The sequence below is a fragment of the Paenibacillus albidus genome (assembly GCF_014644435.1).
Taxonomy (GTDB): domain Bacteria; phylum Bacillota; class Bacilli; order Paenibacillales; family Paenibacillaceae; genus Paenibacillus_AQ; species Paenibacillus_AQ albidus.
Map to the genome: position 1 here is coordinate 77,301 of NZ_BMKR01000006.1, position 24,375 is coordinate 101,675.

Annotated in this window: 31 protein-coding genes; 1 reads left to right on the forward strand and 30 read right to left on the reverse strand. The window is 44.3% G+C overall.

The genetic code is table 11. The annotated features are described in order from the left end of the window. Nucleotides 1–7 precede the first annotated feature (7 nt). The 21 genes from IEY53_RS08605 to IEY53_RS08705 form a co-directional block, all read right to left on the reverse strand. Nucleotides 8–553, reverse strand: coding sequence for a hyaluronate lyase N-terminal domain-containing protein (locus IEY53_RS08605; protein WP_189023932.1), 546 nt, complete (start codon nt 551–553; stop codon nt 8–10). A 15-nt stretch (nt 554–568) separates the two neighbouring features. Next, nucleotides 569–1,348 carry a hypothetical protein gene (locus tag IEY53_RS08610; protein WP_189023934.1) on the reverse strand — a complete coding sequence of 260 codons (780 nt, stop codon included), beginning with the start codon at nt 1,346–1,348 and terminating at the stop codon, nt 569–571. Between the two features lie 15 nt (nt 1,349–1,363). Next, on the reverse strand, nt 1,364–2,167 hold the full coding sequence (locus IEY53_RS08615; protein WP_189023936.1) for a phage tail domain-containing protein: 804 nt from the start codon (nt 2,165–2,167) through the stop codon (nt 1,364–1,366). Continuing rightward, complete coding sequence (locus IEY53_RS08620) at nt 2,168–7,399, reverse strand: phage tail tape measure protein (RefSeq protein WP_189023938.1); 5,232 nt, start codon at nt 7,397–7,399, stop codon at nt 2,168–2,170. Between the two features lie 107 nt (nt 7,400–7,506). Beyond that, nucleotides 7,507–7,707: a hypothetical protein gene (locus IEY53_RS08625; protein WP_189024349.1), complete on the reverse strand. Its 201-nt coding sequence runs from the start codon at nt 7,705–7,707 to the stop codon at nt 7,507–7,509. Between the two features lie 85 nt (nt 7,708–7,792). Then, a complete protein-coding gene (locus IEY53_RS08630) occupies nt 7,793–8,125 on the reverse strand; it encodes a hypothetical protein (protein WP_229696053.1) in 333 nt (110 codons plus the stop codon). Nucleotides 8,126–8,184: 59 nt separating this feature from the next. Continuing rightward, the gene (locus tag IEY53_RS08635; protein WP_189023940.1) at nt 8,185–8,967 is read right to left on the reverse strand and encodes a YomU family phage tail tube protein; all 783 of its coding nucleotides are present in this window, start codon (nt 8,965–8,967) and stop codon (nt 8,185–8,187) included. A gap of 42 nt (nt 8,968–9,009) precedes the next feature. Beyond that, the gene (locus IEY53_RS08640; protein ID WP_189023942.1) at nt 9,010–9,207 is read right to left on the reverse strand and encodes a hypothetical protein; all 198 of its coding nucleotides are present in this window, start codon (nt 9,205–9,207) and stop codon (nt 9,010–9,012) included. Nucleotides 9,208–9,273: 66 nt separating this feature from the next. Beyond that, nucleotides 9,274–9,708, reverse strand: coding sequence for a hypothetical protein (locus IEY53_RS08645; protein ID WP_189023944.1), 435 nt, complete (start codon nt 9,706–9,708; stop codon nt 9,274–9,276). Next, nucleotides 9,705–10,283 (reverse strand): hypothetical protein, encoded by a 579-nt coding sequence (locus tag IEY53_RS08650; RefSeq protein WP_189023946.1) that lies wholly within the window; start codon nt 10,281–10,283, stop codon nt 9,705–9,707. The genes IEY53_RS08645 and IEY53_RS08650 overlap by 4 nt, the downstream gene beginning before the upstream one ends. Then, nucleotides 10,280–10,849, reverse strand: a complete 570-nt coding sequence (locus IEY53_RS08655; protein WP_189023948.1) for a hypothetical protein — start codon at nt 10,847–10,849, stop codon at nt 10,280–10,282. The genes IEY53_RS08650 and IEY53_RS08655 overlap by 4 nt, the downstream gene beginning before the upstream one ends. An 8-nt stretch (nt 10,850–10,857) precedes the next feature. Then, complete coding sequence (locus tag IEY53_RS08660; RefSeq protein WP_189023950.1) at nt 10,858–11,421, reverse strand: hypothetical protein; 564 nt, start codon at nt 11,419–11,421, stop codon at nt 10,858–10,860. Beyond that, on the reverse strand, nt 11,418–11,714 hold the full coding sequence (locus IEY53_RS08665) for a hypothetical protein (RefSeq protein WP_189023952.1): 297 nt from the start codon (nt 11,712–11,714) through the stop codon (nt 11,418–11,420). The genes IEY53_RS08660 and IEY53_RS08665 overlap by 4 nt, the downstream gene beginning before the upstream one ends. A gap of 53 nt (nt 11,715–11,767) precedes the next feature. Further along, nucleotides 11,768–12,769, reverse strand: a complete 1,002-nt coding sequence (locus tag IEY53_RS08670; RefSeq protein ID WP_189023954.1) for a hypothetical protein — start codon at nt 12,767–12,769, stop codon at nt 11,768–11,770. A gap of 3 nt (nt 12,770–12,772) precedes the next feature. Further along, on the reverse strand, nt 12,773–13,825 hold the full coding sequence (locus IEY53_RS08675) for a 3-oxoacyl-ACP reductase (protein WP_189023956.1): 1,053 nt from the start codon (nt 13,823–13,825) through the stop codon (nt 12,773–12,775). A gap of 41 nt (nt 13,826–13,866) precedes the next feature. Continuing rightward, nucleotides 13,867–15,213 carry a phage portal protein gene (locus IEY53_RS08680; RefSeq protein ID WP_189023958.1) on the reverse strand — a complete coding sequence of 449 codons (1,347 nt, stop codon included), beginning with the start codon at nt 15,211–15,213 and terminating at the stop codon, nt 13,867–13,869. Between the two features lie 103 nt (nt 15,214–15,316). After that, complete coding sequence (locus tag IEY53_RS08685) at nt 15,317–15,472, reverse strand: hypothetical protein (RefSeq protein WP_189023960.1); 156 nt, start codon at nt 15,470–15,472, stop codon at nt 15,317–15,319. Between the two features lie 117 nt (nt 15,473–15,589). After that, nucleotides 15,590–16,342, reverse strand: a complete 753-nt coding sequence (locus tag IEY53_RS08690; RefSeq protein WP_189023962.1) for a DUF5677 domain-containing protein — start codon at nt 16,340–16,342, stop codon at nt 15,590–15,592. Nucleotides 16,343–16,421: 79 nt separating this feature from the next. Continuing rightward, a complete protein-coding gene (locus tag IEY53_RS08695; RefSeq protein WP_189023964.1) occupies nt 16,422–17,831 on the reverse strand; it encodes a terminase large subunit domain-containing protein in 1,410 nt (469 codons plus the stop codon). Beyond that, nucleotides 17,815–18,582, reverse strand: a complete 768-nt coding sequence (terS, locus tag IEY53_RS08700) for a phage terminase small subunit (protein ID WP_189023966.1) — start codon at nt 18,580–18,582, stop codon at nt 17,815–17,817. Before terS ends, IEY53_RS08695 begins: the two co-directional genes overlap by 17 nt. A 261-nt stretch (nt 18,583–18,843) precedes the next feature. Next, nucleotides 18,844–19,395 (reverse strand): tyrosine-type recombinase/integrase, encoded by a 552-nt coding sequence (locus IEY53_RS08705; RefSeq protein ID WP_189023968.1) that lies wholly within the window; start codon nt 19,393–19,395, stop codon nt 18,844–18,846. Between the two features lie 221 nt (nt 19,396–19,616). Between IEY53_RS08705 and IEY53_RS08710 the strand changes: the two genes are divergently transcribed. Further along, entirely contained in the window at nt 19,617–20,132 is a 516-nt protein-coding gene (locus tag IEY53_RS08710; RefSeq protein WP_189023970.1) for a hypothetical protein, read from the forward strand. Between the two features lie 331 nt (nt 20,133–20,463). Here the strand turns inward: IEY53_RS08710 and IEY53_RS08715 are convergent, their stop codons facing one another. The 9 genes from IEY53_RS08715 to IEY53_RS08755 all read right to left on the reverse strand — a co-directional run bounded on the left by IEY53_RS08715 (nt 20,464) and on the right by IEY53_RS08755 (nt 24,353). Next, nucleotides 20,464–21,108: a hypothetical protein gene (locus IEY53_RS08715; RefSeq protein ID WP_189023972.1), complete on the reverse strand. Its 645-nt coding sequence runs from the start codon at nt 21,106–21,108 to the stop codon at nt 20,464–20,466. Nucleotides 21,109–21,230: 122 nt separating this feature from the next. Then, a complete protein-coding gene (locus IEY53_RS08720) occupies nt 21,231–21,509 on the reverse strand; it encodes a hypothetical protein (protein WP_189023974.1) in 279 nt (92 codons plus the stop codon). Between the two features lie 15 nt (nt 21,510–21,524). Continuing rightward, nucleotides 21,525–22,181, reverse strand: coding sequence for a hypothetical protein (locus tag IEY53_RS08725; RefSeq protein ID WP_189023976.1), 657 nt, complete (start codon nt 22,179–22,181; stop codon nt 21,525–21,527). Between the two features lie 24 nt (nt 22,182–22,205). After that, nucleotides 22,206–22,370, reverse strand: a complete 165-nt coding sequence (locus IEY53_RS08730) for a hypothetical protein (protein ID WP_189023978.1) — start codon at nt 22,368–22,370, stop codon at nt 22,206–22,208. 183 nt (nt 22,371–22,553) lie between these two features. Beyond that, nucleotides 22,554–22,892 (reverse strand): hypothetical protein, encoded by a 339-nt coding sequence (locus IEY53_RS08735; RefSeq protein ID WP_189023980.1) that lies wholly within the window; start codon nt 22,890–22,892, stop codon nt 22,554–22,556. 215 nt (nt 22,893–23,107) lie between these two features. Next, the gene (locus IEY53_RS08740) at nt 23,108–23,392 is read right to left on the reverse strand and encodes a hypothetical protein (protein WP_189023981.1); all 285 of its coding nucleotides are present in this window, start codon (nt 23,390–23,392) and stop codon (nt 23,108–23,110) included. Between the two features lie 15 nt (nt 23,393–23,407). Beyond that, on the reverse strand, nt 23,408–23,572 hold the full coding sequence (locus IEY53_RS08745) for a hypothetical protein (protein ID WP_189023983.1): 165 nt from the start codon (nt 23,570–23,572) through the stop codon (nt 23,408–23,410). Nucleotides 23,573–23,610: 38 nt separating this feature from the next. Then, nucleotides 23,611–23,847: a hypothetical protein gene (locus tag IEY53_RS08750; protein ID WP_189023985.1), complete on the reverse strand. Its 237-nt coding sequence runs from the start codon at nt 23,845–23,847 to the stop codon at nt 23,611–23,613. Between the two features lie 59 nt (nt 23,848–23,906). Next, on the reverse strand, nt 23,907–24,353 hold the full coding sequence (locus IEY53_RS08755) for an HNH endonuclease signature motif containing protein (protein ID WP_189023987.1): 447 nt from the start codon (nt 24,351–24,353) through the stop codon (nt 23,907–23,909). Nucleotides 24,354–24,375 lie beyond the last annotated feature (22 nt).

The window sequence follows — 24,375 nt, forward strand, 5'->3', positions numbered from 1 at the left end:
CACCTCCTTAAAATGTACCGCCGTCAATGGTGTCGGATGCGGATAGATATCCCTGCGCTTTAACAAAGGCTGTAGATGCTGCCCTTGTGCTGTTGTCAGCCGTGGCCTGCGTTGGTACCGTTGGATTGCCCGTTAGTGCAGCGTTAGTAAACATCGTAGCCTTACTCTCATTGGTGACGTTACCCAACGCAATATCCGCCGCTGTCATTTGCGAGGCGGAGGTTACGCGTCCTTTGGCGTCAACCGTCACTTTGGTATAAGAACCCGCTGTCACCCCACTATTAGCAAGGACTAACGTAATCGGCGCGTTAGCCGATCCGTCAAAGGACACAGAACCCGTCCCGTCTCCCGTAATTGATATCGTACGCGGCGTCTGTAGCTTGACCGCAGTCTCAGCCGCAGCTTGGTCCGGATTAAGTAGTACGCGCCCTGTCCCATTTCCTGCGTATAACTTCCCGGTATCCGTAGCAAGGGCCAGCTCTCCGGCCTCCAGCGTCAAGGTTGAAAGATTTGCAGAGAGTCCGCGCTTAATTTGAATAGTCGTTACTACCATGTAATTATCCTCCTTTTAATAGGTACCGCCGTCAATGACTGGACCTCCTGGAGGCGTATCAAACCACCCGCCATCAATCGGCATATATGCCAAAAAATCCTCTAATGCCTCTACTTTCGCTTTGACCGCTACCAGATCCGGAATGGGGTCAGGGCCATCAATGTTATGGCTGCTGCCGTGAGCGCCCGGCGTGGCCGTGCCGGTTGCAGTGACAGTCATAGTCTTGGTCGCGGGATTGGTGGTAACGGTAATCCCGGTCCCGCCTGTTACAGTGAGTGTGTCCGTTTTTGCTGCTGCTGGAATGTTGTTTACCTGTGCAAAGGCGTTCTGGTTGACCTCAGCTCCAGCAGCAATCCCGGACAGTTTGGTCTTTTCGGCCGCTGTGGTGTGTAAGTTGGCATTGTCCACGTGGGCCTTGGTTGCTTCCAGGTTGATAGCCGGGGTCGTTAGCGCACCAGGCTTCCCGGTAATGCCTTTGACCAGCGTGAACAGACTGGACAACAGAGCTGTCAATGTACCTGTTAAGCTTGGCGTTGCGCTGTCCGTTGCCGTCCGGTTGCCTATTACTGCGTCTGTGGCAGAGTTAGCCCCACCGGCTCCTGTTGTAATACCGGCCAGTTTAGTCTTTTCCGCTGCGGTAGTGTGGATGTTTCCATTTGCAATATGGTTTGCTGAGTTTACAACTGCAATATCATGTGCATCTAATGTGGTTTCTATATCTGCGTAATTGTCGTTGTGCTTGTTCAGGTTCGCCATATCAAGTTCTTTGTTTATTACTCTACGATTAAATGCCAAGCGTATCACTCCTTCCTAGTAGAGATACTTGTAACGAAAGATGAATGCGAGATTGAACGCTAATGAGTTGCCTGACGTTGTGAATGTTATATTCCCAGGCTGAAGTTCAAAGAAAACACCGTTGCTTCTGGAATAGGCATTCTGACCGTTGAGGCTAATAGTGCATTCTCCCGGATCGCAATTGATCTCCCAGACGTCTGAAGCACTACTTGTACCAGACAAAGTAAGTGTAGAAACTCCGTCTGTTAGACTGAGATTTGCGAAAGAACCAGTAATCCTGATAATTGGGTATGCCGGTAAACTGCCTTCATTACGGACCACAATGCTTTGCCCACTAGAACCGATCCATACAGCATAGTCACTGTACAAATAACCTTGACCATACTCCAATCCTTGGCCGTATTCACGAACGGTTGTATCTTGAGTCGATTCGGGCCAAGGGTCATTCATCTTTATGGGAATCGTAACTTCACCATCAAAGATGAGTTTGGTAATATCCATTGTTCCGGCGTATCTTCCAACAAACCTCTTTCCTACTAAATCGCCAAACGTAAATACGATGTCTCCTTTTCGGATATTAAAAAGAGCCGCTACAAGAGCGACTCTCCTTTGGTAATCCAACGTTGTATCATCAGCCATGACTACGCACTCAAGGTTAAATGTTCGTGGCCCGTAGGTGCTTCCGAAATCTAAAGCCCCATCCCGGTCTGCTAGTTCAAGGAAGTAATCCTTTGTCGGCGGCAGAACGGGGATGTTATGAGATTTAAGCCCCAGTCCGATACTCGCAAACGACACGCCGTCTGCTGTTGCTACAATCAATTATTTCGCCCCCGTTCTGGATTGTGACCGCCGGACAAAGTTGTCTTTCTCGCTCCAAAACACCCGTGCTGTAGATTCATCCGCAATATAAGTATCCCCCATAGTTATTACGACCTCGCTACGGTTTAAGCCGCCTCCACCGACAGGTGAGATACTTGGAATTGAAAAATCTGGCATTGAAAAGTTCAAATTAGGCATCTTGAAGTTGAGCATTTTGAAAAGGTTATCTTGTTGTTTTTCATTGATATACATCTCTCCAACTTTTGCAGTGATCTGAGTCTCTTCACCTCTTCTAGCTCCCCGTACTACGCCACCTTCATGGAAAGTCTGTAGTCTTCCTGTATCCTTCTCAATCCCATATTTTTTGCGCAGCTCTTCGTTTCTTGCTGCCAATTGCTCCATCTCTGCTTTATTTCCGCCTGTTTTGGCTGCATCCCAAGCGTCCTTGTTGGAGTTATACTCAATTAAATCGAGATCCTTTTTTGATTGTCCGCTTCCCGAAGCAAGAGAAAGTGATGATCCTCTTGTCGTAGGTGACAATGAGGTGATTTTACTCATTTTAGCCTGGTAATCAGCGATAAACTGATCTAATTGAGAAAGTATCTCCGCATTCTTTTCTGATTCCTTTAATACTTGAATGCTTTTCATTAGTTCTGCACGGTTTTCCGTGTCCGATGAAAAACTATCCAGTGCTTGCAGCAACTCATCATAATGCGTTTTTGTCGCTTCGATGTCTTTATCAAAAGCATCCTTCTTAGTGTTTTTCTCATCCTCTAAAGCTTTCTTCTGTTCCTCAAGAGTTCTCCGTGCAAGAACGCGTTCTTGATCTAACTGCATTTTCTCAATGTCTTTTTGAACCTGTTTTCGTTCAGCGATTCCATCTGGCCCAACAGCTGAAGCCAAGAGAGCCAGGCGTGCTTGCTTTTCAGCCAAGGCACTTTCATAATCCTGATCTGCATTTAGCTCTTGCTGCTTACTAAGTAAATCGTCGATCGCTTGGATTTCGGCATCCTTGGCAGCAAGGTAAGCATCACGTTCCGTTTCGATTGCCTTGATCGCTGCGTTCTTGGATGCTTCAATGTTGGATTTGTAGTTCTTTGCCAGCGTTTCCACAGACTTTGTTTCATCCTCGATCAGTTTTTGGCGCAACGCATAAACCTGTTCGTCTGCTTGCATGCGCTGGTCAGTTCCAATTCGGTACATGGATTGGACTTTCAGCCAGGCTTGCAATTCAGATTCAACTGTTGTTTCGCCCATAGCCTTTCGATGATTCAAGTCTTTTTGAAAATCTGAGAATTGCTGTTCGACCAGAGATTGTTTCTTTTCGTAGATCAGCCTTTCTAATTCGAAATTCTGTTCCGCTGACCGTTTTTTATCTTTTATCATCCGTTCATAAGCCTGAAGTTCCATTGTGATGATATTGACCTTGTTCTTACCAGACATCTCCATTTTGGAGGATTCTTTATCGATCCATGACTGAGAATTAGAGTATCGAAGCTCATTGTATTTCACAGTCAGATCAAAAACTTGTTTCTGAGCTTCAGCTTTTTGATCGTTGGTTAAATAGGACTTCTTCATTTCTTTGGTATAGAAATTAAGCGAAGTCTTAACCATCTCAATTTCTTGCAGATTTGCCTGTCTCATCTTCTCAGTTTTCTTTTCGAGGAATGAAACATCTTCTTCAAATCTGCTGTCATTGAGTGCCTTAACTTCTCTGGTCCATTCCTTAACAGCGTCTTTATCTTCTGAGAGATATTGCTTGTGGCGATCCTTCAGACGTCCATATCCAGCAATCTGTTGTTCTATGGACCAGCCTTGTTGTTCAACTAGGTACTTGAAGTTATCCATATCTTCATCGTAAGCATCCTTACGCGCCGCTGCTGCTTCTTTTGCCGCCTTTTCGGCTTCACTTGCTGCTTTTTCTGCGTTTTTTTCGGCGTCGGACTTTCCACTTCCTTTACTTCCATTGCTTCCTTTGCTCCCCTTGTCCTGCGGCTCACTAACCCCAAAGGTAGGATCTTGATACATACTCCCCAGCGCGGCTATTTTATCATCATATACTTTTGCTGCTGCATCATAGTCATCAATGATACTTTGTATCTCAGTTTCCGCTGCTGCCTGAGCAATACCGGCATCCCTGAACTGAGGTTTGAAATACTTAAGATCATCCCCAGTTTGAGTAACATTGTCTCCAGTGATTGCTTTGCTGCCATTCAACTGAGCCTTCAAGTTGGCCAAGTCTTTAATTGCGCTTGCTTCGATCTGGTAGGCCTTTAAACGCTCGTCAGTAGCTATCTTGGTGTTAAATGCCGAGGATTTTTCAGAATTCAGATCATCGATCGCCTTCTGGATTTTCATCTTCCTCAGATTGTTTACCGCGTCAGTCTCGAAAGCCCAACCATCAGCCGTTTTATAGATCGCAGATGCTAGTTCCGGATATTTATTGATCAAATCAGTTGCATTGGCAGCATTTAAGGATTGTCCATCTGCCAAATCGTACAACACCTTATTCAGTTCCGAAACAGTCTGGCTATTTCCCTTTACTGTTGATTCCCATTCCTCTTGTGCCTTAATGAGTGCCTTAATCTCATCGGATACTTCTTCGGTTGCAGCGCCGGCAGTACCTGCAGAATCAGCAAAACTCTCCATTGAATCCGCAGAGTCTGCCGCTGCTGTTGCCAGTCTGCTATTTTGCTCTGTTCCTACTGCAGTAACTCCATTAAGCGCATCTAACGCCGCTTGACTTGCGCGTATTTTTTCATCTTCTTTCGATAATTCTGTGCCAAGATTAATTATTTCTTGTCCCCATAATTCTCGAAGGGTTTGTACTGTTCTCCCCATCGCTTTATCGACAATGCTAAGATCTCTTTCTGATACGTTTTTTAATGAGTTCTCGGTGAACTGCATTTCTTGATCCAGCTCAGCTCTTCTTTTAGTTGCAGCATCCAAGTTTGCTTGTTCTACAACCCTAATACTATCAGCGTATCTGGTTTTCCACTCTTCGATCTTTTCAATATCCATTTCTTTGGCGTTGCCAAGTTCATCCCACTGTGAAACCAGTCCCGGCATAGTCGCACTTAGTCTGTCCATTACATTAGCAAGTTCGGATTTTGCTGCCGTTACCTCTTGGTCTGATTTAGTGTTATCGTCAACAATCGCTCTCAATTCATCATATCTAGCAACAAGTTCAGCAGTTTTCCGATTCTGCTGCATCGTTTCGTCACTTACTTGACTCTGTGTTCCTTTGAAATAGGCCCAGGCTGTTGTGGCAGCTCCTATAGCCACTGCTATTCCTGTTAGTGCAGCCCCGATAGGTGTAGCGATAAAGGCCTTTTGTGATAGGTTTGCTGCATCAGTAGCTACTTTCATTCCAAGCATCGCCTTGGCCGCTCCAACTACACCAGTAACTAAGGAAACAAGGGTTTGTCCAGTCAGTATTCTGGCACCGGTATTAAGGATAGTTATCGCTCCGCCGAGCAGTAAGATTGTTGTGACCGTGTTCTTTATTGGTCCTGGAAGGTTGTTAAAGCCATCTAATAGGATGGTAGCTTGCTGTACAATCAGCTTCATGCCACCTAAAAGGCCGCTGTCCCCAATAGAAATGATCAACTCATCCCAAGAAGCACGGAGTTGCTCCGACTGCTTGGTAAGGGTGGTCATAGCAAGGGCATTCTCTCGCTGCGCAGATCCAAAGGATTCTTCCGATACCTTGGCTACGTCCATTACTTTACTGTAGTTTTTCATGAGTGCGATAAATCGGGATGCTTGATCTCCACGTGCAATAGCCTGCGTCACTTCGTTGCGTTCGGCGTCAGAAAGAGTGTCCCATTGTGCAGCAATTTTGCTAAGCAATTCGGGAAAGTCCATCATTTCTCCATCCGCCTGCTTCATCACGCCTACATACTTCTCTAGTTTGTCGATCGCTATCGGTCTGCTGGCAAAGCTAATAAATGACTTAATGGCATTACCAGCAACCGCACCGCTAAATCCAGCTTGGTTAAGTACTGTCAGGTAACCAATTAACTCATCAATGTCCACACCTGCATTCTTGGCTGTTGCACCGACTCGATTGATCCCTTCCAGCAGCTTCTTGGAGGTTGTTGGGAAGTTATTGGAGACCTCATTCAATCTATCGAGTAATCGTTCTGCATCTTCGGCAGCCATTCCATAGTTGAGGATTGCTCCGGTCATTAATTCCTGAGCCTGTGAAGCACTTTGGAAGGACAACTCAACGTTTTTAGCCATAAGAGCCGTTCTCGCTAGTTGATCGGTCTGCTTTTCGTCAAAGCCATTTTGGGCAACAAGTGTATAGACGCTGGCAACTTCCCTGAGTGCGTAACCATATTCTTTGGCGCTGGATATCATGGAATCTTTGACATAACCAACGTCCGCAGACTCCCCCATGACCCGCTGTATGTTGACCAGTTCATATTCAAAGTCTTTAAGCAGGCTAATGGCCTCTGTAGCACCTCTGGTGAAGGCGTAGTACAAAGAACCCGTCATGGCATACTGAGCCGCTGTACCCATGATTCCGTTGACCTGGGTTTGTGTTTGAGTCAATGATCGGCGAACACGTTGTTCTTCTTGCAAGGCTCTTTCGCGAACTTGCGCTTCCTTCCGTTCTCTGGACTGTAATGCATTTAACCAAAACTTCTCATAATCAGCAGCATGTTTTCTGGCCTGCATGCTTTCTTTCTCAGCCATTTGTGATAATTTTTGTCGGATGGCTTGTTCCTGCATGAGGACACGTTCGCGAGTAGTGTCTGTTGTGGTAGATACCGATCCTGTTTTCTTAATTGCGCTGGAAGTAACTTTATTTTGAAGTATTTCCATCCGTTTTAGATGCTCTCGCTCTTGTTGTTCTATAGCATCGTATCTTCGCTTTACAATCGCTTCCTGTGCAGCTAATTTGGCATTTATAATTTGATTCGCTTGATCTAACTGATTCTTCTTCGCGGAAATCAGCTCTGCTTGTGCTGTTCGCTGTTTAATCAAGGCCTCCGATTCCGACATGATCTTCTTGCGTCGCTCTTCGGATGTCAGAGCTAGTTTGTTTGCAGCGCCCGCCAATGCTGTGTAATTCTTTGTTGTAACAGATATTTCATTGTTCAATACTTTGAAGGTTTCAGCGTTCCCCTTAGCTCCTCGATCAATCGCCTGGAACGCGGGGATCATTTTAGATGTGTCGAGATTGAGACGCGCTCCAACAACATCCCTAGTTGTATCTGCCAATATAAATTCACCCCTTTTTTTGGGTAAGGAAAATTTTCCTGAAATATGGTTTTAAGTCCTTATACAGAAAAAGAGACCTGCCGCTTGGTGACGGAGGTCTCTGGATATTATTTAGGGAAGATACCCAAGTCTGAAAGATACTTGGCTTTCTTCGGCTTTTTATTTTTGATTTCCCCGCCATGCAGGATCACTTCGAATTCGCGATTCTTGTTCTTAGCCTTCATCAGCGCTCGGATTTTAGGGATGGTCATGTTTATCCACTCGCTGTCAGATATGCCGTTACTTACACACAGAGCCCACATATCCATCCAGTTTGTTTCTGTCTCGTCCCCCTCACCGCCGTCACCTTCGTCTTCCTCAGGCTCTGCATCAGGGTCTGGAGGGAAGGATTCCTCATAGAAATCGGGTCAGAAGGTTTTCCAACTCCTCAATACCGTTCAAGTCAACCAGTTCATACTCCGTGTCAGAAAGACCTCCATCAAGCACAAGATTAAACGCCTCACGGTAAGACGCTTCAATTGCCGGCCAATCCACCTCTGCACCCAAATCTGTGGCTGGCCATTTTTCGCGACCAATAGAATTTGAGAATTTGTAAGGTGCATCTTTCATCACCTTACGCACTTGCCGAATAAGGCCGATGGTTCCGATCTTAATATTTTTGGAAAGCCCTTCTGCCAATTTAACTTCCGATCCAATATTCAACGTTTCATCAATTTGTTTATCCAAGGTTAGTTCCTCCTTAAAATAGATGTTCCCCCGCCGTTTCAGCGAGGGAGCGATTTAGTCTAGTCCACAAAGATAATTGTTGCAGCAATGCCCTCTGGGTTGTCTGGAGTGATGTCTGCTTCCAGTACCTCCAGGTTAAGGGTGCTTGTGCTTGGTGTCTTACGCGTAGCGCCGACATTCAGCGTACCACCGCCTACAGCCTTGTGTACCGTTAATTGCACCTGTACCGGCAATCCTGTGCGGTCATTAATTAATTCAAAACGATGCACGAACTTGAACGGCTTCGGCCTCCGGGTTCCCTTGAAGTTGCTCGAAGTCCCTTGTTTAGACCACTTATAGGTCACAATAACGTTTTTGTTCAAGTTCGCGGCGGCGGAAGTAACAACCCCGTCCGCAGTGATTGAATATTGTTCGCTTGTTGGTGCTGACGCTACTCGTTCAAGCTTAGTCAAAGAGCCATCATTCGCTTTGAGATAAACATCGTCACTTGCAGCTACGAATGTACCGCCAAACGCCGTGATTCCTTGTATGGCGTATCCAGTTGCCCCGAGTATACCTTCTTCATTTTCGTCAATATCAACCACTCCGGTTTTTGTCTCTGCACCTTGCGAAATCTCGGCAATGACAGCAGAGTAGCGCGGCAATTCGATTGTAAGTACATCCTGCAGATCCTGGGCTGTAAGGTGAAAAGCATAGCCGGATTGCCCGCCGAAGACTTTGGTCCAAGAAAACTGTGGAGCGAACATTACACTGTTTATTTTTTCATCAATGTATCTGAGAGTCCCGTCCAGTTCTCTCATCCAAATCTTACCGACTCCATCAAATACCAATGGTTCCTGCATTCGTATATCCCTCCCTGGGTAATAAAAAAGGAACTGATCAGTTTATTTGATCAGCTCCCATAGTTTTAAATCAATTTCATTAATGCGTTTGTATTCATCCGTTTCTTCGTAACCTTCATTCGGCTTCGTCCCTTGATCCATCAGTCCGAGTTTTTTTGCCAGAGATATTTTCTCCTTCACAAGCTTTTCGACTTCCGTTGGCTCTTTCTTTGTTTCAGTCTTCTCCGTCACCGTTATCACCTCGCTCCGAATGTCGCTGAACTTCCTCATGTATACTTTACAATCACATTTATGCATAATTGCTACTTAATTCATACGGATATAATCAATATCGAAGATGCCTTTATAGCCCTTAACTCCGCTGATCCCCGTTGCAAAGTCACCATCATATGCTAGAACGCACAAAAATGAATGGAACTTAGGCTGGACAATCCTACGATCATGCAAAAGTTCAAATGAACGTTGAAACAGTAGCTTTGCTTCGTATCCAGTCTTTCCATAAAAGTCGATGCAGAACTTGCCTTGGAAGACCAGATGGTTACGTGCAAATTGTCCTGGCATGATGTACTGACAGATATGAGGAACTGTTTCCTTAGTGACCACAATTTCAGGCTCTACGCCTTTTGTGAAACGAGTTGCCATTTGTTCACCGTCAGCAGTCGGTAATAGTTTGAGTAAAGCCATGAACTCCTCGTCGGCCTTGTGTGTGTTCTGAATAGCGTCAATCAGTTGAAGACTCAATCCTTCACCTCCGTAAAATACCGATGATACGGAAAGCTTTCTATTACTTCAGCAATGCCCTGGAGGATTCGGTTTCGGTTAGATTGAATAGCTATCCTCAGAAAGTATGTTGGTGGCGTAGGTTTAAACTTCGGATCGATATCACCGCGTTCAGCCAGTTCCTCCAAATCCACACCAGCATATCCACCGCCTGAGAATCGCATAGTACCGTCAATGCTCTTGTAGTTGCCTTGCCCACGCCCAACAACCACCTTGCTGCTTCGTGATCTCAGTCGGTTCCAGGCATCAGAGTTCATATACGTAACCAACCCTGGGTTTTGCGTGGCATCAGCCATCAGGGAGCCTTTACCGAACTGTTCAAGCCACGCTTGCCAGTAATCCGCTGTAATGTCACCTGATATCATCTGATTAGCGAGGACTAACATTTCCATTTGCAGTTTGTCGCGTACCGCAGGATAGTAACGTATGCCACCCTTGGCGGTCAGTAGGACCAGTTTTGTAAGCCCGGTTATCTCGACGGCTAACTTGCTCTCCAAGTCTCTGGAGGCTCTTGCAGCATCATATCCTGTGATCATCGCACACTGTCCGATAAATGCACATGCAGGAGATTGGGGTATTTGACCACATCAACGGCGTCCACCTGATAAGCTTTACCGTGAAGGTTAACTTGATCGGGATGGATGGCGTCCTGCGGGTCTTTGATGTCGACTGTTGTTTGTAATTGCAGTGTGTAAGTGGTGGATGGTAGCAAGCCCGGGTCGTCTTGGCGCAGCCGCGCTGTGACGTATTGAGCAAAGGCGATAACATTCACGGCAACGGGCTTGTACTCTTCGTCACCGATTGGATTATCATTCTCGTCATACTCTTGCGAGTAGCGTTCGACGGTGATTGCTGCATTGGTTTTGATCAATGAACAGTATTTATCCTTCTCGGTGGTGGGCCGTAAGGTCTGCACGAGGAATGTTTCCCCATTCTCGATCAGGTCTCCCGGCTTTACGGGTGAGGTTGGAGCAAATACGCCGTTGTACGTGTATTCCTTACCGACAATTGTTGTTGCTCGGGTGTCCCGGGATAGTATTACTACATCCGGTTCTCCATTGACAGTACATGGTGAATGGCGGTGCGCAAATCGATAAAACATGTTGTCACCTACCTGAAGGAACGATGCTGATATTCTGAAAGCAAATCTGCTATTTCAGGAGTAATCATGTCATTCCCAAAATATTCAATGCTAAAGTCGAAATCCTTCTTTGATTTAACGTTTGTATCTGGGTTTCCGCTGAGTTGTGCAACGATTAAGCCGCAAGCCACTTTCACCTTATCAGGAATCGGGTCCCAGCCACTGGTGTACGTGACTTCCAGTTCTGCATAAGGCGCTCCAAATGGTGAGCCGCCGCACAACAAAGAGCCAATCTCCTTGTTAACGTCCAAGACGCTCAGATCGGCTTCTGTGAATTCCGGAGCACCGAAGAAGTTGTCTCCAGTGATTCCGTATGCAGCTCTGCCCTTAACCGCTGTAACTTCCTTCACTGGGTAATACGACAAATGTCCTCGTTGATTGGTCAATGGAATGCGCTCAGTGTAGGTTGTCACACCAATCTCACGCTTACAGCGTCCGTCAATAATGGCAGATGCCCTAATGATCAGTGGGAGGGCCAGCGCCGTGCCTGCCGGAACGTAGTCGGTGTCTTCCAAGGTTAGATATTGGCTCATTCAATGTAACCGCCATTTTCGAGTTCCTCAGCCAAGTCTTCCTGCACTTCGGCTTTGCCATCAAGAAAATTGACGATTCTAGAACCTATAAAAAGGGTGTGTGGTCCTATCTTCTGGCTATCAGTTCCTTTGAGAACAACGCCTTTGAGGGTAATTTCTGCTGTCTGAACCTCATTCTGCTCTGATTTCCCAGAGGTATCAGAGTCACCATTGTTCTCATCGGGTGCTGCAGCTTCGCCTGACTTTACCTCTTCCGTTTGTTCATCGCCCAACGATTCTTCCTTCTTTTTCATTCTTTCGCCTCCTTATATACTCAGGGCGACTTGGGCCGCCCTGAGTTCGTTCGCTAAGCTACTGCGGTAATTGTAGGACGTTCGATTGTGCCATAAGCATGAGCATAACCAGGACCCTTAGCAACAGGAGCACCATATTTAATAGCGACATACTTCTCTTGAAGATCAGTAACGGTTCCCATTTGGAAGAGGTAAATACCCTTTTCGCCTACATAGTGGTACTCGATCATTGACTCGGTAACAATTGCGATTCCGTAGTCCGTGTTGGCTGCTGTCGTTGCGTTAACGGCGGATGGCATGAATGGCTCTGGAATGATTGGCAGAAGACCTGCTGCGGTCATTACAGCCAATACTTCAAGTCCAGCAACAGTGGTCTTTTTCAGGTTGCTGATTTGAGTGCTGTTATTGCCAGCAAGTCGTTCTTCTTCTTCCAGGTAATGATGGGCAATCGGATGGATATAGATGGCCGAAGGCAGCAATTCGTAAAGTTCGCTGGCAATCATAGCCGCAACCTTAGCGCGGATCGCCGAAACAATCGATCCAGCAGCGCCAACGGTGAATGTGTTCGTGATTTGTTTTGGAAGACCCATATATTGTAGGGTAGTTGGAACTGCGAGTGATGTATCAGTGCCTCTCCACAACATACGTCCGTGATGCAATGCAACGCCATTGATCATGTCATTCAAGTCTTTGGCCTTCAGCTCTGGAAAATTGGCTTGTTGCTGTCCAAGGATAACATCATAGTGTCCGAAGTTGACTTGGTTGGTACTTGCTTTGATTTTCAAACCGTGTGGCGTACGCGGATTGCTAGTCGCTGTGGCGGATGGGTTCCTAGGATCAACCGAAGCCCCACCGTTAATTGTATTTTGCTCGTAATACGTAGAGATATCACCAGTTGCTGGAACGTACTGCATGCGGCCATCCAATACTGATGTGCGACGAAGTGCATCGGTGATCTCACGTTGAAAATCATCGACAATGATCGCGCCCGGTCCTTGGAACTGTGTTGCTGCTGCAACATCGATGGAATGCGCCTGACCTACTCGGCTGTTCATATATTACACACTCTCCTTCTCGGCGAATTTCGCCTTGGCTTGGAATTTAAGTTTCATGGATTCGGAAGATGGCAGATTAAGCGCGTCAACTGATGCGCAAAACGACTTGTAATCTGTTGTGCTCGTTTCTTCGACTTTGCCGTACTTGGATAACAGATTAGCCGCAGATACAGTCTTACGTTCCGGCTCTGGTGGAGTCAGCGTAGTTTTTCCGGCCTTTAGATCAGCCAATTCCTTTTCAAGCGCTTCCGCCTTATCGTTTGCAGCCTTAAGGTCTGCTGCTGCCTGCTCTTCAACCGACTTTTGTTCAGCCTCTGCACTAGCCGCCTTCATGCTCGTAAGGTCGCTTTTGATTGAGCCAACCTCAGTTACAACGCTTTGAACGCTGGCGGTAATTGATGTCATGCTCTCTTGCAGTAGTTTCATTCCATCTTCCATGGCTTTGATTTGTTCTGGTGTCATGTCGTTGACAACCTCCTCTTTAGGTTTGTTATTTTTAGCCGCGAAACTGGTTGTTCTGTATGCAGCAGCTTCTGCAAAAAGGATTGCAGCGCCGGTTCCGCAGAAGTCGGTAACATCAAGTACATCCTCCAAATCAGCAGCACCTACTACAGACGCCTCCATTTCGAGTGATGCACCAAATTGGTATTCACTCCAGCTGTACTCAGCAGCAAGCCCGTTGTAATAGCGAATAGTCGCCACTACATCCGGGAAGTCTTTGGCGTAGATATACCCGTCGATCCATGCGTAACCATCCAAAGAACGGTAGGCTTTCTCAATTACAGCCACTTTAAAGCGTGGATCGTGGTCGGCCATACCGTTTGCATAATCAATGTTCAGCGCCATGCCCACAAAGGTATGTAAGCACTGATCGCATACTTCTGAAGAAATTCGAATCTTCTTCCCTCCAGCCCCCGAAGGTGAACCGTCACTTGGCTGATCAACAGCGAACAAAGCACACTTGAACGGAACTTTGTTGGGATGGGCTCCAGCATCGGATAACTTGAAGTCCTGGACACGCATCGTTTGATTGCTTAGCTTTAATGTCTTAAGCATTTATGGTTCTCACCTCCCCTCAGGGCAAAATAAAAACACCGTTACGTTTCCTCGGTGTTTGGGTCTTCCTTATTCAGCTCATCTTCTTGTTCTGGTGGTATTGGTGGAACAGCCTTGGCCTTCTCCGCTTCTGCAAGCTCTTCTTGAGTCTTGTTTATATCAACAACAGTGTTATTGCTCGGCTGCAATAACACTTCTCCGTGCTGGTTAGGGAATGCTTTCTTGCCTTGTTTGTCCCTTACCTCATCCGGCGTGATGGTTCTTCGGTCCAGGTAGATTGCATCAATGTCGGCCTGAGTCTTCAGGTCCTTCAAGGATGTAGCATACAAGAATTTGAATTCAATTACGCCACCCATTTTAAAGATACCGTCAATCACATGGTTGTTGATATGTTCGACAATGTTCTCGGCGATGGATTGCACCGTGGCTTCTGTATCCTCGTCTTCGCTTTCCGCCGTAGTCCGGTTAACGTCCTTTGTCTGCCCTAATTTCTTAGGCGATACACCAAAGGAAATTGCTATGATCTCAATCAAGAAACGCTGCCATTCAAGAAATAACGCTTTATCATCAGTCGCACCCAAATCCAAAACGCTTGGATTCTCGCCGCCAATTATCGGCATTTTCCCTTGACCATTAACCTCATTATCCCAAAAAGTCCGATAAGCCTTAACCGCATTTGAATCAGCTGTCTTACCGAGATTAAGTATCTTCCTGAGAAAAGTACTTTTCGTTTGATTCCCAGCCGATTTATGCGAATCGATAAAGTTATTTGCCGATTCCCAAACCGTTTCGAGTGGCGATAAGCCGAAAGGAGTGTTTGTTCTTGGATTCATTCGTATATACATCAATTCTGATGCCGTCAAGTGAACATAATTCCCGTTCACCCTTTGGGCAAAACGATACGAATCGGGTTTACCGTCCCAATCTGGATGAAGATCTACAGAAAAAGTATCGACCGGATACATCCTGAACGGCCTCAACGGATCACCCGCCTTGAGCATTTCAGAACTCCCCGCACTGCATACAAGCAGATCTTCAACGATCTGTTCAAGCCAGGATCTAAATGAATCAGATGGGTTTGGCTTAAGCAAGGATCGCTCAATGATTTTGCATAATTCCTGATACTTTTCAGCATCGTTCTCATCTATGGCAGCTACTGACCAATTAAGCTTTGTTATGCCATCCTTTATGACATTGATAGCTCGTCGCGGTATAGGCGATTCGCTCAATGTCCTAAGGTTAGTCGGTGTTCGCTTTGGGACAGGTTGTTTATTCCCACTGCGTCCCCACCATCCCCACGATTGAGGATAGGCGTCCGTCTGCCTCTCCGGCTCATTCTTTGTTCTACCTGCTGCAAGCCAATCGATAATCATCTGTCTTACGCCCAAGGTGTTACCTCCTTTCCTTGCAGACTTCTATGAATTAAAGATAACACCTGTTTTATTCAGTATTGCTACGGATTTTCGCTTGCACGCATGCAAACGCGTCTACTTAACACACCGCCATAAGACATTCAGGTGGGAGGTTTTCAAATTCTCCCTTTTTGTATACTTCCTCAAGAATGAGATTGTGTTCACGGAACGATGCATCTCTTTTCTCTCTCCATTGACTGATAGCGAATTGAACAAACTCAGCAGTTTCGTTCACGACTTTCACCTCCAGGCATAAAAATAGAAGGCAGGAAAAGTTTCCTGACCTTCTGTATTCGTACATACTTCTATGGATTTGATAATATCAATGTTTTATTGTGGAGTTACTATGGTTTTACATACTATCAATTGCACGCCATTTCTCTACACAAGTTTTTAACTGATTTTCTCTGAAATTATGAAGATTAAAATAAGCCGCGATCTCAACTAAAGACAATAACGTAACCCTGCAAATATATGTTCTTGTTTCAATATCCATCTTCGCATCATATGCGAATTTATTAAAGGAGAATGTATCTCCAATCTGTTCACCAAGATTCACCTTTGTATTCGGATTGAAATGTATAAAACTACTGAACAAACTATATAACTGAACATAAACATCATATTTTCCGACTGATTTAGCCAATAAGTATATTTTTTCTAGATGTTCAGGAGGATTCGGTTTGGACTTTCCACTATAAAACTGTTTCATAAACGCAATATTATCAGGATGAATCCCATCTCCTTCCTTTATAAGACTTTTAATGTCCCTACCCAGTTTCCAATTTTGCAATTTAGATAATTCCATATACTCTTTAAGGATTCTCTCATCGTCGCCTTCCCCATTACTGACATAGCAGATATGAAAGTATGTTTCTATCAATTGTCTTAATACCGGAATTGCTTCTGTATAGTTATTTTCAATATCAGATTTAAGTACAAGATTGGCTACTTTTACCGATCTAGCTAATTTTGAATATAAATGATACATTATCTCTGCGGATTTTCGGGATGAACTTTTGAACCCAGCTTCTTTTTCGATAATTTCTATTAAATCTAGTATGTCTTCATTTTGGAATTTAATTACTTCATCAAATTTTTCCATTGGTTTCATACACCCCTTTGCTTAATTCCTCTTTATTGTAACACCTCCAATACAAGGGAGCATCACATGGTTCATAGCTTCATCCAAATGCAAAGCCTGTATCGCCCTCTCGGTCATTGTAAATCGCATACCGTTTTGAATCCTGTGTGTGGTTATTCTTATCCTCTGGCTCCTCAGTGTGTTGCCCAGCCTTCTCTTTCCATTTATAATTTTCCGTTTCTTTGATTTCATTCTTACATTCACGGTTTACATATATGTTCGGACGGCCAGTACCTACCTTTACCTTGTAGAGAGTAGATACCTCTCGTATGCCTGGTCCAATGGTGTTGTTGGCCTCCTTAACGGGTAGATCGTAATTCCGATAGGTGCTGATGTATTCCGGCTCTGATGGGTCGGCCCATATTTCATCAAAGTGATATCTGTCGTTCATTTCTTTATAACGTTTAACGAGGCAGTCTTCTAATGCACCGTCACTCCCTACAACGAGTACATTGACATGCTGGGCATAGGACTCTTCAACGATGTAATAGTCTTCACCTATGCAGCCGATGGCGAGTAGAACAGCCGGATCATTCCAGCCGTGGTCCATCCCTCCGATGAATCTACTGAAGGTGATATCCTTTGTGCTTCCGTCAGGATAGGTTATCTCATATAGGTGAATGCTTTCGTCCAGGCAACGCATATCTACAACATGTGTGGTCCGTTTGAACTCATCGTACACCTGTCCATGGAATACGTTGAACTTCGCCCTTATCTCACGGTCTACGTATCGTTCAGGGTACGTCTCAATCATGCGCTGAATGTTTCGCTGTAGCTCAGGGATTGGATTATCAAGTGATGTCCAATAGAAGTTACGCCACTCTGGATCACTGAGATATTGTTCTTCTTCAAGACCAGCGTCAATAAACTGACCCCTTAACACGATATCCTCCGCAAACCAGTTGATTCCTTCCGGAGTGGTAGTCCATACACTCCATCCGCCTTTGTCGGCCAATGCATAAGAGAGGTAACCGGTCCAAGTTTCAGCCTTCATTTTACTGGCTTCGTCCAGCCACACGCCGTCGAGACCTTTACCAACGAGAGACTTCGGGTTATCTGCTGACTTAAATTGAATAAGAACCCATCCCTTTAACCATATCCGGTTTTTAGACATGTCCCACGATTCAATCATATCCTCGGGCAAAACATCTGATAATTCCTCTTGCTGGATTTCAGACATAGCGTAGGTTGGCGAAACACACCAGTATTCCAGCTTTGGTTTTGGCTTCTTCATCTTTTTGAGGTTCTTCGGCGGCTTATAAGGCAGGCCTTTCCCGCGCTCTATATCATCAAGAATGTTATCGAAGAACTTCCGTGCTCCAACGTTGGTCTTACCTCCGCGTCGTCCGCAGTTTAGTACATTGTTGCGCACTTGGCTTTCCATAACCTCTATTTGCTTGGCGTGAGGAGACCAGCCTTCAAAGGGGTCTAGATCAAGGGCGAGTGACATTTGACCACCTCTTTACATTAATCTCAGTTGGCTTGTCATTATCACCATTCTTCAACTCTTCAATTTGCAGCCGTGTCTTCTCGATCTGTGCTTGCATACCCTCCAGCTTAATGCGGCGTTCATCTTCTTCTGGTGCAATGGCCTTAAATTGCTTAATGGCACTGCGAAGTTCTGACATAGCAGCAGATTGAGCTTTCAAATAGGTCGCGTAACGATCCCAAGCAAACTGAAATTCATGTTCTTCTTCAGTCACCATTTGCACAAGATCCGGCTCTTTCTTCGTGCCGTTATTATGGATCTCGAATTTTTGCTTTTTCAGTTCCTTGATCATTTCGCCTTGATCATTTACAAACATGATGCGCTGTGCCCATACGATGGCTCTGAACTGTGTTGTGATGTTGTACCATATCATGTCTACAGGGTCCATATTTTCTACTGCATCCATGATTTCAAGGTACTCAGGGTTTTGTGGCATGAATTTCCGGAAGAATCCATGCGTGACAGCCTTGCTGTTTCCTTTAGGACCACCCGGACCGCCTTTATTTCCCTTAGCGTTCCTATTACCTTTTGGTGCTCCGCGCCGCCTTCCCGTTTCCGGTATCTCATCCCACTTGTCTACGCTTTTCCATTTTCGAACCATCGAAGGATTGAGCCCCAGCTCTGCTGCAATTTCACTCAGTTTCTTCTCCCGGCCACTCTTCAGCCAGATTTTCAGCGCCTTTTCACGATCTGGACTTTTTTCTCTCGTCAACTATATTCACCTCTGCCCTACTACGTATTTGAGTTGGATTTCACACCAAAGGTCTAAATTGGTCAAGCGTTACTAATGAAAATAAGCCTCAGATTTTTCTCAGGCTTCGCTTGATCGCAGTATTCTACTAATATTTGTTAATTGAATTCATCTTAATACTAATTGTATGTCATTCGTAAAGTGCGGATTTTCCTTGATGTGATTTGTTTTGCTCCTCGTTCCCCGAAATGAATTCATCATTGCCCTATTATAGTGAATTCATTAGAGTTCAAAGTCCTCTAAAGCATCGTCTAAAGTGTCTTGAAGCAAGCCGACATACCTTAAGGTCACCTTTTCTTCGGAGTGGTTAAAGTGATCCATTAGTAACGCTATGTCCTTCGTTTCGAGATACAATCTGTATCCAAATGTCTTTCTCATGGAGTGGGTGCCAATCTCTTCAAGATCAAGTTCTTTTGCTGCACCTCTAATTATTTTGTATGCCATATTTGACGAAATGGGGTGTGCCTTACCTCTTTTACGTTTCCTGCTGGGAAACAAGTATTCGAAATCTGCTTTGTCTTTGATGTAGGCATCAAGCGCCTTGCGAAGTGATTTTCGAATCAATACACTTTTTACCTTCCTGGTCTTTTTTTCAGTTATTGTTATGTGGGTCCCCTTTACATCCCGGACCGTAAGGGGCAGTATGTCTGAAATACGAAATCCTGTATTGATTCCTACAAAAAACATGATGAAGTCACGGATGTTCTTGAAATATAAGTATTTCTTCATGGCATCTAATTTCTTAGGATCTCGTATCGGTTGTACGAACTTCATTTCATCACCTCCATTTTTGAGTTAAGGAAAATTTTCCTGAGCAAAAGAAAAAGCGCCTTATCGGGCGCTCATGGGTGAAGATAGATTTGTTATATGTATAACGTAACATGAGATTAATTCTTTTTTACTGCGTTTTAAAACTAATATCCTCATTTATATGTTGTATAATTATGGATAGTTAGTTGCGTTACTTCAAATTTATCGGGGAAGAGGCTAAAAATATGTACACTATTGAGCAATTACAAGCTTGCGACTTTCTTTTAAAGAAAATAACTAGCGATAGGCAATGCACAAAATTGTTTCAAAAGAATTTAAAGTTAGTGGTTGAAATTGATAGTTCTTATTGGTTCGGAGACTTTGTGGATTTTGACGGACGACGTATTTCACAGCAAAGTTTCGATGATCAAGGCGACCCAGTAATAAAACAATATTCGTCAACAGGAAGCGAAACCTTGCAATCATTAAAGGGAATATGGGAAGCTTATGCTAGTTTTGTTAAGCCTCAATCGGCTGACCCGTTTTGGAACAATCCGTTAATATGGGTAGATAGTATTCCGTTGCTCTTCAACACACTTACCAAAATATTAGATATAGCAAATCTGAAAGACTCAGAAAGTCCATTATTTCCATATCTATTCAATGCCAAAAATCTTGATAAAGGAATTGAACTCCCATTTATCAATCTTGCTGAGAGGAAGATTAACTTAATTTCAATTATTGAGGTCACCAATAATTAACTACTCAAAAGCGGTATGAGGCGTATTCACATTAGTGATTGCCAACATACCGCTTTATATTGCCCCTGATGGGCTTCGACTTGAAATCATCCGGTATTCATTCACGTAACCGGTTAACGTTCTCGATCCATATCTTTAGCCGCTGAGACCACGGTTGCCCAGGAGGTGTTCGGGTATGAGCTGCGGTGTGTGATATGCCCGTCACAGATTTCCGCAACCAGATATGGAGTGTTTCTGGAAGCTATTGCCCCCTTGAGTTAATTATATTTTTAAAATGATACTAAATGGCTACGGATTTATTGACTAAAATACTTTTTTTACTTAGGTCAATTCAATCTTCACCCTGCAGTATCTTACCAATGAAATTATCTTGAACAATAATCAATAGCTTGTTTAGATGGTCATTCAATCCTTTTGAGTTTGATTCTATATCACTGATGAGTTCTGATATTCTTGTTTTATTGGTGTTTGGCTGAGATAAGTAAGTTTTAAATAAAGTTAAGCTTCTCCCCATTTTAGAACCCGTTTCATATATGTGTTCAACTTGCCTTTCATATTCTTTTAAGATTATCTTTCTTTTCTTAAATTGAATTGCCATCATGAGGGTTGATTTATATTGCTCTGAAATACATTTGTCGATATAGTTTTCTAATGTAGCTGTATTTGTTTGTCCACATAGATATATTTCCCATACCTGCTTCACTGCAACCGTGTCATGGAAGCTCATTTTCACATTGCTTATTGCTTCAATGAAATCATCGGCAGCCTTTAATCGTAATTCTCGTATGACTTTATCATTGTCATTCTCCTTGTTTTTCTTTTGTGTTCTGTTGACAGCAAAATAGGCAACAAAAATTGATAATAATGCGATTAAAGGCGACAAATATGTAACGGACTGAAAAAATGAACTCCAATACGGGGCTTTTGAATAATCATGAAATTGTTTTAGGACATCAAGCAATTGCTCGGAACTCATAATACACCTCAATTTCTATTATCATTTCATCTCTTGGTTAATATTTGCACATATCCTCAAGTTTGTATAGAGAAAAACCGCTCTAGGTATCTACCCTTCGCGGCCGCATTTATGAATAGTCATCATGTCAATTCTTCCATTGCACACCTTACTTCTTTGTTCCTTTGATCCCATATCTGATTACTATGAGAACGAATAACATTTTCAAGCGCTTCTTCATTGAGAATCACGCCCACTGAGGCTGAGGATAGAAGTTTTTGTCTCAACTGAAGTAACTGCTTGGCGTGCTCAAATCCACCCATCAAATAATAATTTCTAGCCTCTTCGATTGTGATGGAGTAGATTTTTGCAAGTTCCTTTATTTCATTTCTCATATCAGATGGAAATTCAAGTAATTCCATTTATACATCCCTCCACTATATATCTCGATTGTTGAGCGTTCGAAGACCGATTTCACCTTCTTTATTCCTGCCAAGTCCATAATCTATCGTTACATAATCCAGAGTTCCATTGAACAGAAGCGTGTTTGCCAGTGAAGCAATAACCTTCCGGCGCTTTTCCGCGAACGTGGTGGCTTCGATTCCATAAGCAACTGCCTTATATCCTTTTCGCATGTACTCAACGGCATCTTTGTATCGGTATTTTCTTTCTCCTACGAATAACAGTTGCACAATCATGCGCTCATGTGGATCTACTATGTTATTTGCAGCGTGCAGTACAGCTTCTGTGACTCGTTTATACAACATGTAGTTAAGATGGCGTGTCTCTTTGGCTATAAGTACGTTAGCCGGTAAATTCGAAACATGGTCGCTTGTGCCAAGGCGTTTGACTGCACCTTCTACTCCAGCCATGTCAAAATCGTTTAGTCCGTTCTCCTGTGGCTGCTTAAGGACGAATTCATAACTGTCCACCAGTCCCTTAATGGTTCGATAACTGTTAAGCAACCACAAGGCTTTCCGGATGTCCTCTTCATCAGCATTTGTGAAGAACTGAACCTGATAGGCTCTCGTTATATCTGCGAGATCGTTCTTGGGTGTATAGTCGTTTTGCGTCGCTGAAATCAATTCAATCATGGGCAATACCTCCTTGCGGTTATCTTATATATTTACTGTCAGTATAGAGTGGATTTCGTACGGAGTTACTACGGATATCTGAGATTCTGTAATGCCATAGGTTTCACGTCCCCGGCGCAGAAACTCTTCTGGGTCTTTATCAAATAGGTCGTAATCGTGGATAACCTCATTATCATTTAGTGTGCTCATTCCCATATCTCCTTTACTAAGTCAGCTGTACGCCGCCATTTTGTATTATTACTGATGCCCCGCAGTTGCACCGCGCCCTGAGAATTGGTCTTGAGTAGTTTAGGCGTGCCATCGATGCTCTTTCGGCTGCTAAATACCTGACCGTCTGCGCTTATACTGTATCCCGGCCAGTTTGGGATTGGTTTAGTCTCCATTAGGTATGACCTCCACGTCTTTAATCTTCACCAGACTGTTAATAGAAACATAGGAAGGCGAGGCTCCATCATGCCATTCCACCAGCGCTCTCATATGACTATCAGAGAGCCTTTTAACGGTACCTGAGGCTTTATATCGTTTATGGTAAACTCCGTCTTCTGGTGCTATCTTCGGCGTGTCTGGCTGTACTGGTGTGGGGTCAAAGGTGCCGGATTCTACTTGATCAATTACACCTTTCAATTGGTAATAAGATTGCGTTGGTCGCCAAGCTTCTGCCTGCTCGTTCAGATATTGCAGCAGCCTGTCTGCATCGATCAGTTTAGGCATTGTCTGTATCCTCCCCTACCAGTATTTTGCGATGCATATTCCAACAATTGCTCCGGCCAGAACGATACTTGGAATGATTAACTGCCTGCCGTTTTTCTTAAACTCTGCTTTGAAATGTTTCCAGTACATTGGGTTGTTCCTTTCTTTATGGGGAGCAGATAACCTGTATCGGCCCCCGTAAACTGGGTAATTCGGTCGAATCGGAGCCCTTCGGCCTATGATTTCAGATGGTCCTTTACCCGGGCTTTCGGCAGCCTCATTACTGCGAATGCTCCGAAGTCAGTAAGTGCATCCTCACCTTGGATGGCATCCTCAGGAATCCATATCTCGCATTTGATTCGATGGTACCCTTTGTTCTTTCCGGTCTTGCTTGGCGCGTGCATCGACATCTTCCCACTGAACGGCGCCATGACCATAAGGGAGTCGTTGTATTCACCCTTAATCTGTTCTACTGCCGTTTTTACACTATCAGGTGAAATATCAAAGAATGCTGTCTTCATATCCTCTTCTCCCCCTTATACCTCTTCTAAATTATCCGAATGAGTGACTATCGAAGTGAACGGATCTACCTGAATCCATACTTCGTCTTCATCCCCGCCGATTTCTGCGCTCATTACTTGGCCTTTAATGCCGGCGCACGGACCATCGATTATTTTGTACTCGCCTAAAATGGTTATCACTTGCATCGTGTATCCTCTCCCTTTGGGGTCTCTGCCCCCTAAATTCGGTTTGCTACAATCTTCTGGTCCTGTTCATGCCGGAGTCTCATCCACTCTGTATGGTCCGGGTTATCGTCCAATTGCTCGCCATTGGGACCAACCACAAAAGTAATGCCGGGATATTTGAGTTGCTTAATCCTGCTGTTCTGGACCGGCTGCTTATCAAGTCTTCGTACGTACCGCGCCGGCGGATTCTTTCTGAGCTTTCCGTCCTTCGTATAAATCGCTTGATTCATGTGTCTCAGCCCCCTTATAAGTTAAGTACCAGACCACCTGCGGCCTCCGCTACGCTAAGCTATAAATCCACATGCTTCCAACTCTTCCCTTCCCTAATCAACCGTACGGTTTTTAAAGAGACTGAAAGCTCATTCATAATTTTTCTTGTTGGCTCGCCTTCTTTTAGCATTGATTTAATATTTCTGGCCATTTTATCGTCTATTGTGCTACTCCCATTTCGCACACCATAAGCGTTTCTTTTTCTTTGGATAGCGTCATGCATATTTTCTTTTGGTGTCCCTAATTCCAAATGTTCTGGATTGATGCAACTTGGGTTATCGCATTTATGCCTTACTACCAGTCCATCTGGTATTTCTCCAAAACACTCCTGATAAACAAATCTATGCGCTCTATGTTCTATCCCTTGATGTCTAAAGTGTCCGTACCCATCCTTATTCAAGCGATGGGATGTAACGATGAAGCACCCGCCTTCATTTACTTCGAAATCAAGTTTCTTCGTTCTCATTGGTTATCTCCTTCCTCAACCT

What these genes read in the sequence shown, in the direction of transcription:
- IEY53_RS08605 (WP_189023932.1), bottom strand. Translation starts at nt 553, where the DNA reads ATGGTAGTAACGACTATTCAAATTAAGCGCGGACTCTCTGCAAATCTT.
- IEY53_RS08625 (WP_189024349.1), bottom strand. Translation starts at nt 7,707, where the DNA reads ATGGATATGTGGGCTCTGTGTGTAAGTAACGGCATATCTGACAGCGAG.
- IEY53_RS08635 (WP_189023940.1), bottom strand. Translation starts at nt 8,967, where the DNA reads ATGCAGGAACCATTGGTATTTGATGGAGTCGGTAAGATTTGGATGAGA.
- IEY53_RS08650 (WP_189023946.1), bottom strand. Translation starts at nt 10,283, where the DNA reads ATGATCACAGGATATGATGCTGCAAGAGCCTCCAGAGACTTGGAGAGC.
- IEY53_RS08655 (WP_189023948.1), bottom strand. Translation starts at nt 10,849, where the DNA reads ATGTTTTATCGATTTGCGCACCGCCATTCACCATGTACTGTCAATGGA.
- IEY53_RS08660 (WP_189023950.1), bottom strand. Translation starts at nt 11,421, where the DNA reads ATGAGCCAATATCTAACCTTGGAAGACACCGACTACGTTCCGGCAGGC.
- IEY53_RS08665 (WP_189023952.1), bottom strand. Translation starts at nt 11,714, where the DNA reads ATGAAAAAGAAGGAAGAATCGTTGGGCGATGAACAAACGGAAGAGGTA.
- IEY53_RS08670 (WP_189023954.1), bottom strand. Translation starts at nt 12,769, where the DNA reads ATGAACAGCCGAGTAGGTCAGGCGCATTCCATCGATGTTGCAGCAGCA.
- IEY53_RS08675 (WP_189023956.1), bottom strand. Translation starts at nt 13,825, where the DNA reads ATGCTTAAGACATTAAAGCTAAGCAATCAAACGATGCGTGTCCAGGAC.
- IEY53_RS08690 (WP_189023962.1), bottom strand. Translation starts at nt 16,342, where the DNA reads ATGGAAAAATTTGATGAAGTAATTAAATTCCAAAATGAAGACATACTA.
- IEY53_RS08695 (WP_189023964.1), bottom strand. Translation starts at nt 17,831, where the DNA reads ATGTCACTCGCCCTTGATCTAGACCCCTTTGAAGGCTGGTCTCCTCAC.
- IEY53_RS08705 (WP_189023968.1), bottom strand. Translation starts at nt 19,395, where the DNA reads ATGAAGTTCGTACAACCGATACGAGATCCTAAGAAATTAGATGCCATG.
- IEY53_RS08710 (WP_189023970.1), top strand. Translation starts at nt 19,617, where the DNA reads ATGTACACTATTGAGCAATTACAAGCTTGCGACTTTCTTTTAAAGAAA.
- IEY53_RS08715 (WP_189023972.1), bottom strand. Translation starts at nt 21,108, where the DNA reads ATGAGTTCCGAGCAATTGCTTGATGTCCTAAAACAATTTCATGATTAT.
- IEY53_RS08720 (WP_189023974.1), bottom strand. Translation starts at nt 21,509, where the DNA reads ATGGAATTACTTGAATTTCCATCTGATATGAGAAATGAAATAAAGGAA.
- IEY53_RS08725 (WP_189023976.1), bottom strand. Translation starts at nt 22,181, where the DNA reads ATGATTGAATTGATTTCAGCGACGCAAAACGACTATACACCCAAGAAC.
- IEY53_RS08730 (WP_189023978.1), bottom strand. Translation starts at nt 22,370, where the DNA reads ATGAGCACACTAAATGATAATGAGGTTATCCACGATTACGACCTATTT.
- IEY53_RS08735 (WP_189023980.1), bottom strand. Translation starts at nt 22,892, where the DNA reads ATGCCTAAACTGATCGATGCAGACAGGCTGCTGCAATATCTGAACGAG.
- IEY53_RS08740 (WP_189023981.1), bottom strand. Translation starts at nt 23,392, where the DNA reads ATGAAGACAGCATTCTTTGATATTTCACCTGATAGTGTAAAAACGGCA.
- IEY53_RS08750 (WP_189023985.1), bottom strand. Translation starts at nt 23,847, where the DNA reads ATGAATCAAGCGATTTATACGAAGGACGGAAAGCTCAGAAAGAATCCG.
- IEY53_RS08755 (WP_189023987.1), bottom strand. Translation starts at nt 24,353, where the DNA reads ATGAGAACGAAGAAACTTGATTTCGAAGTAAATGAAGGCGGGTGCTTC.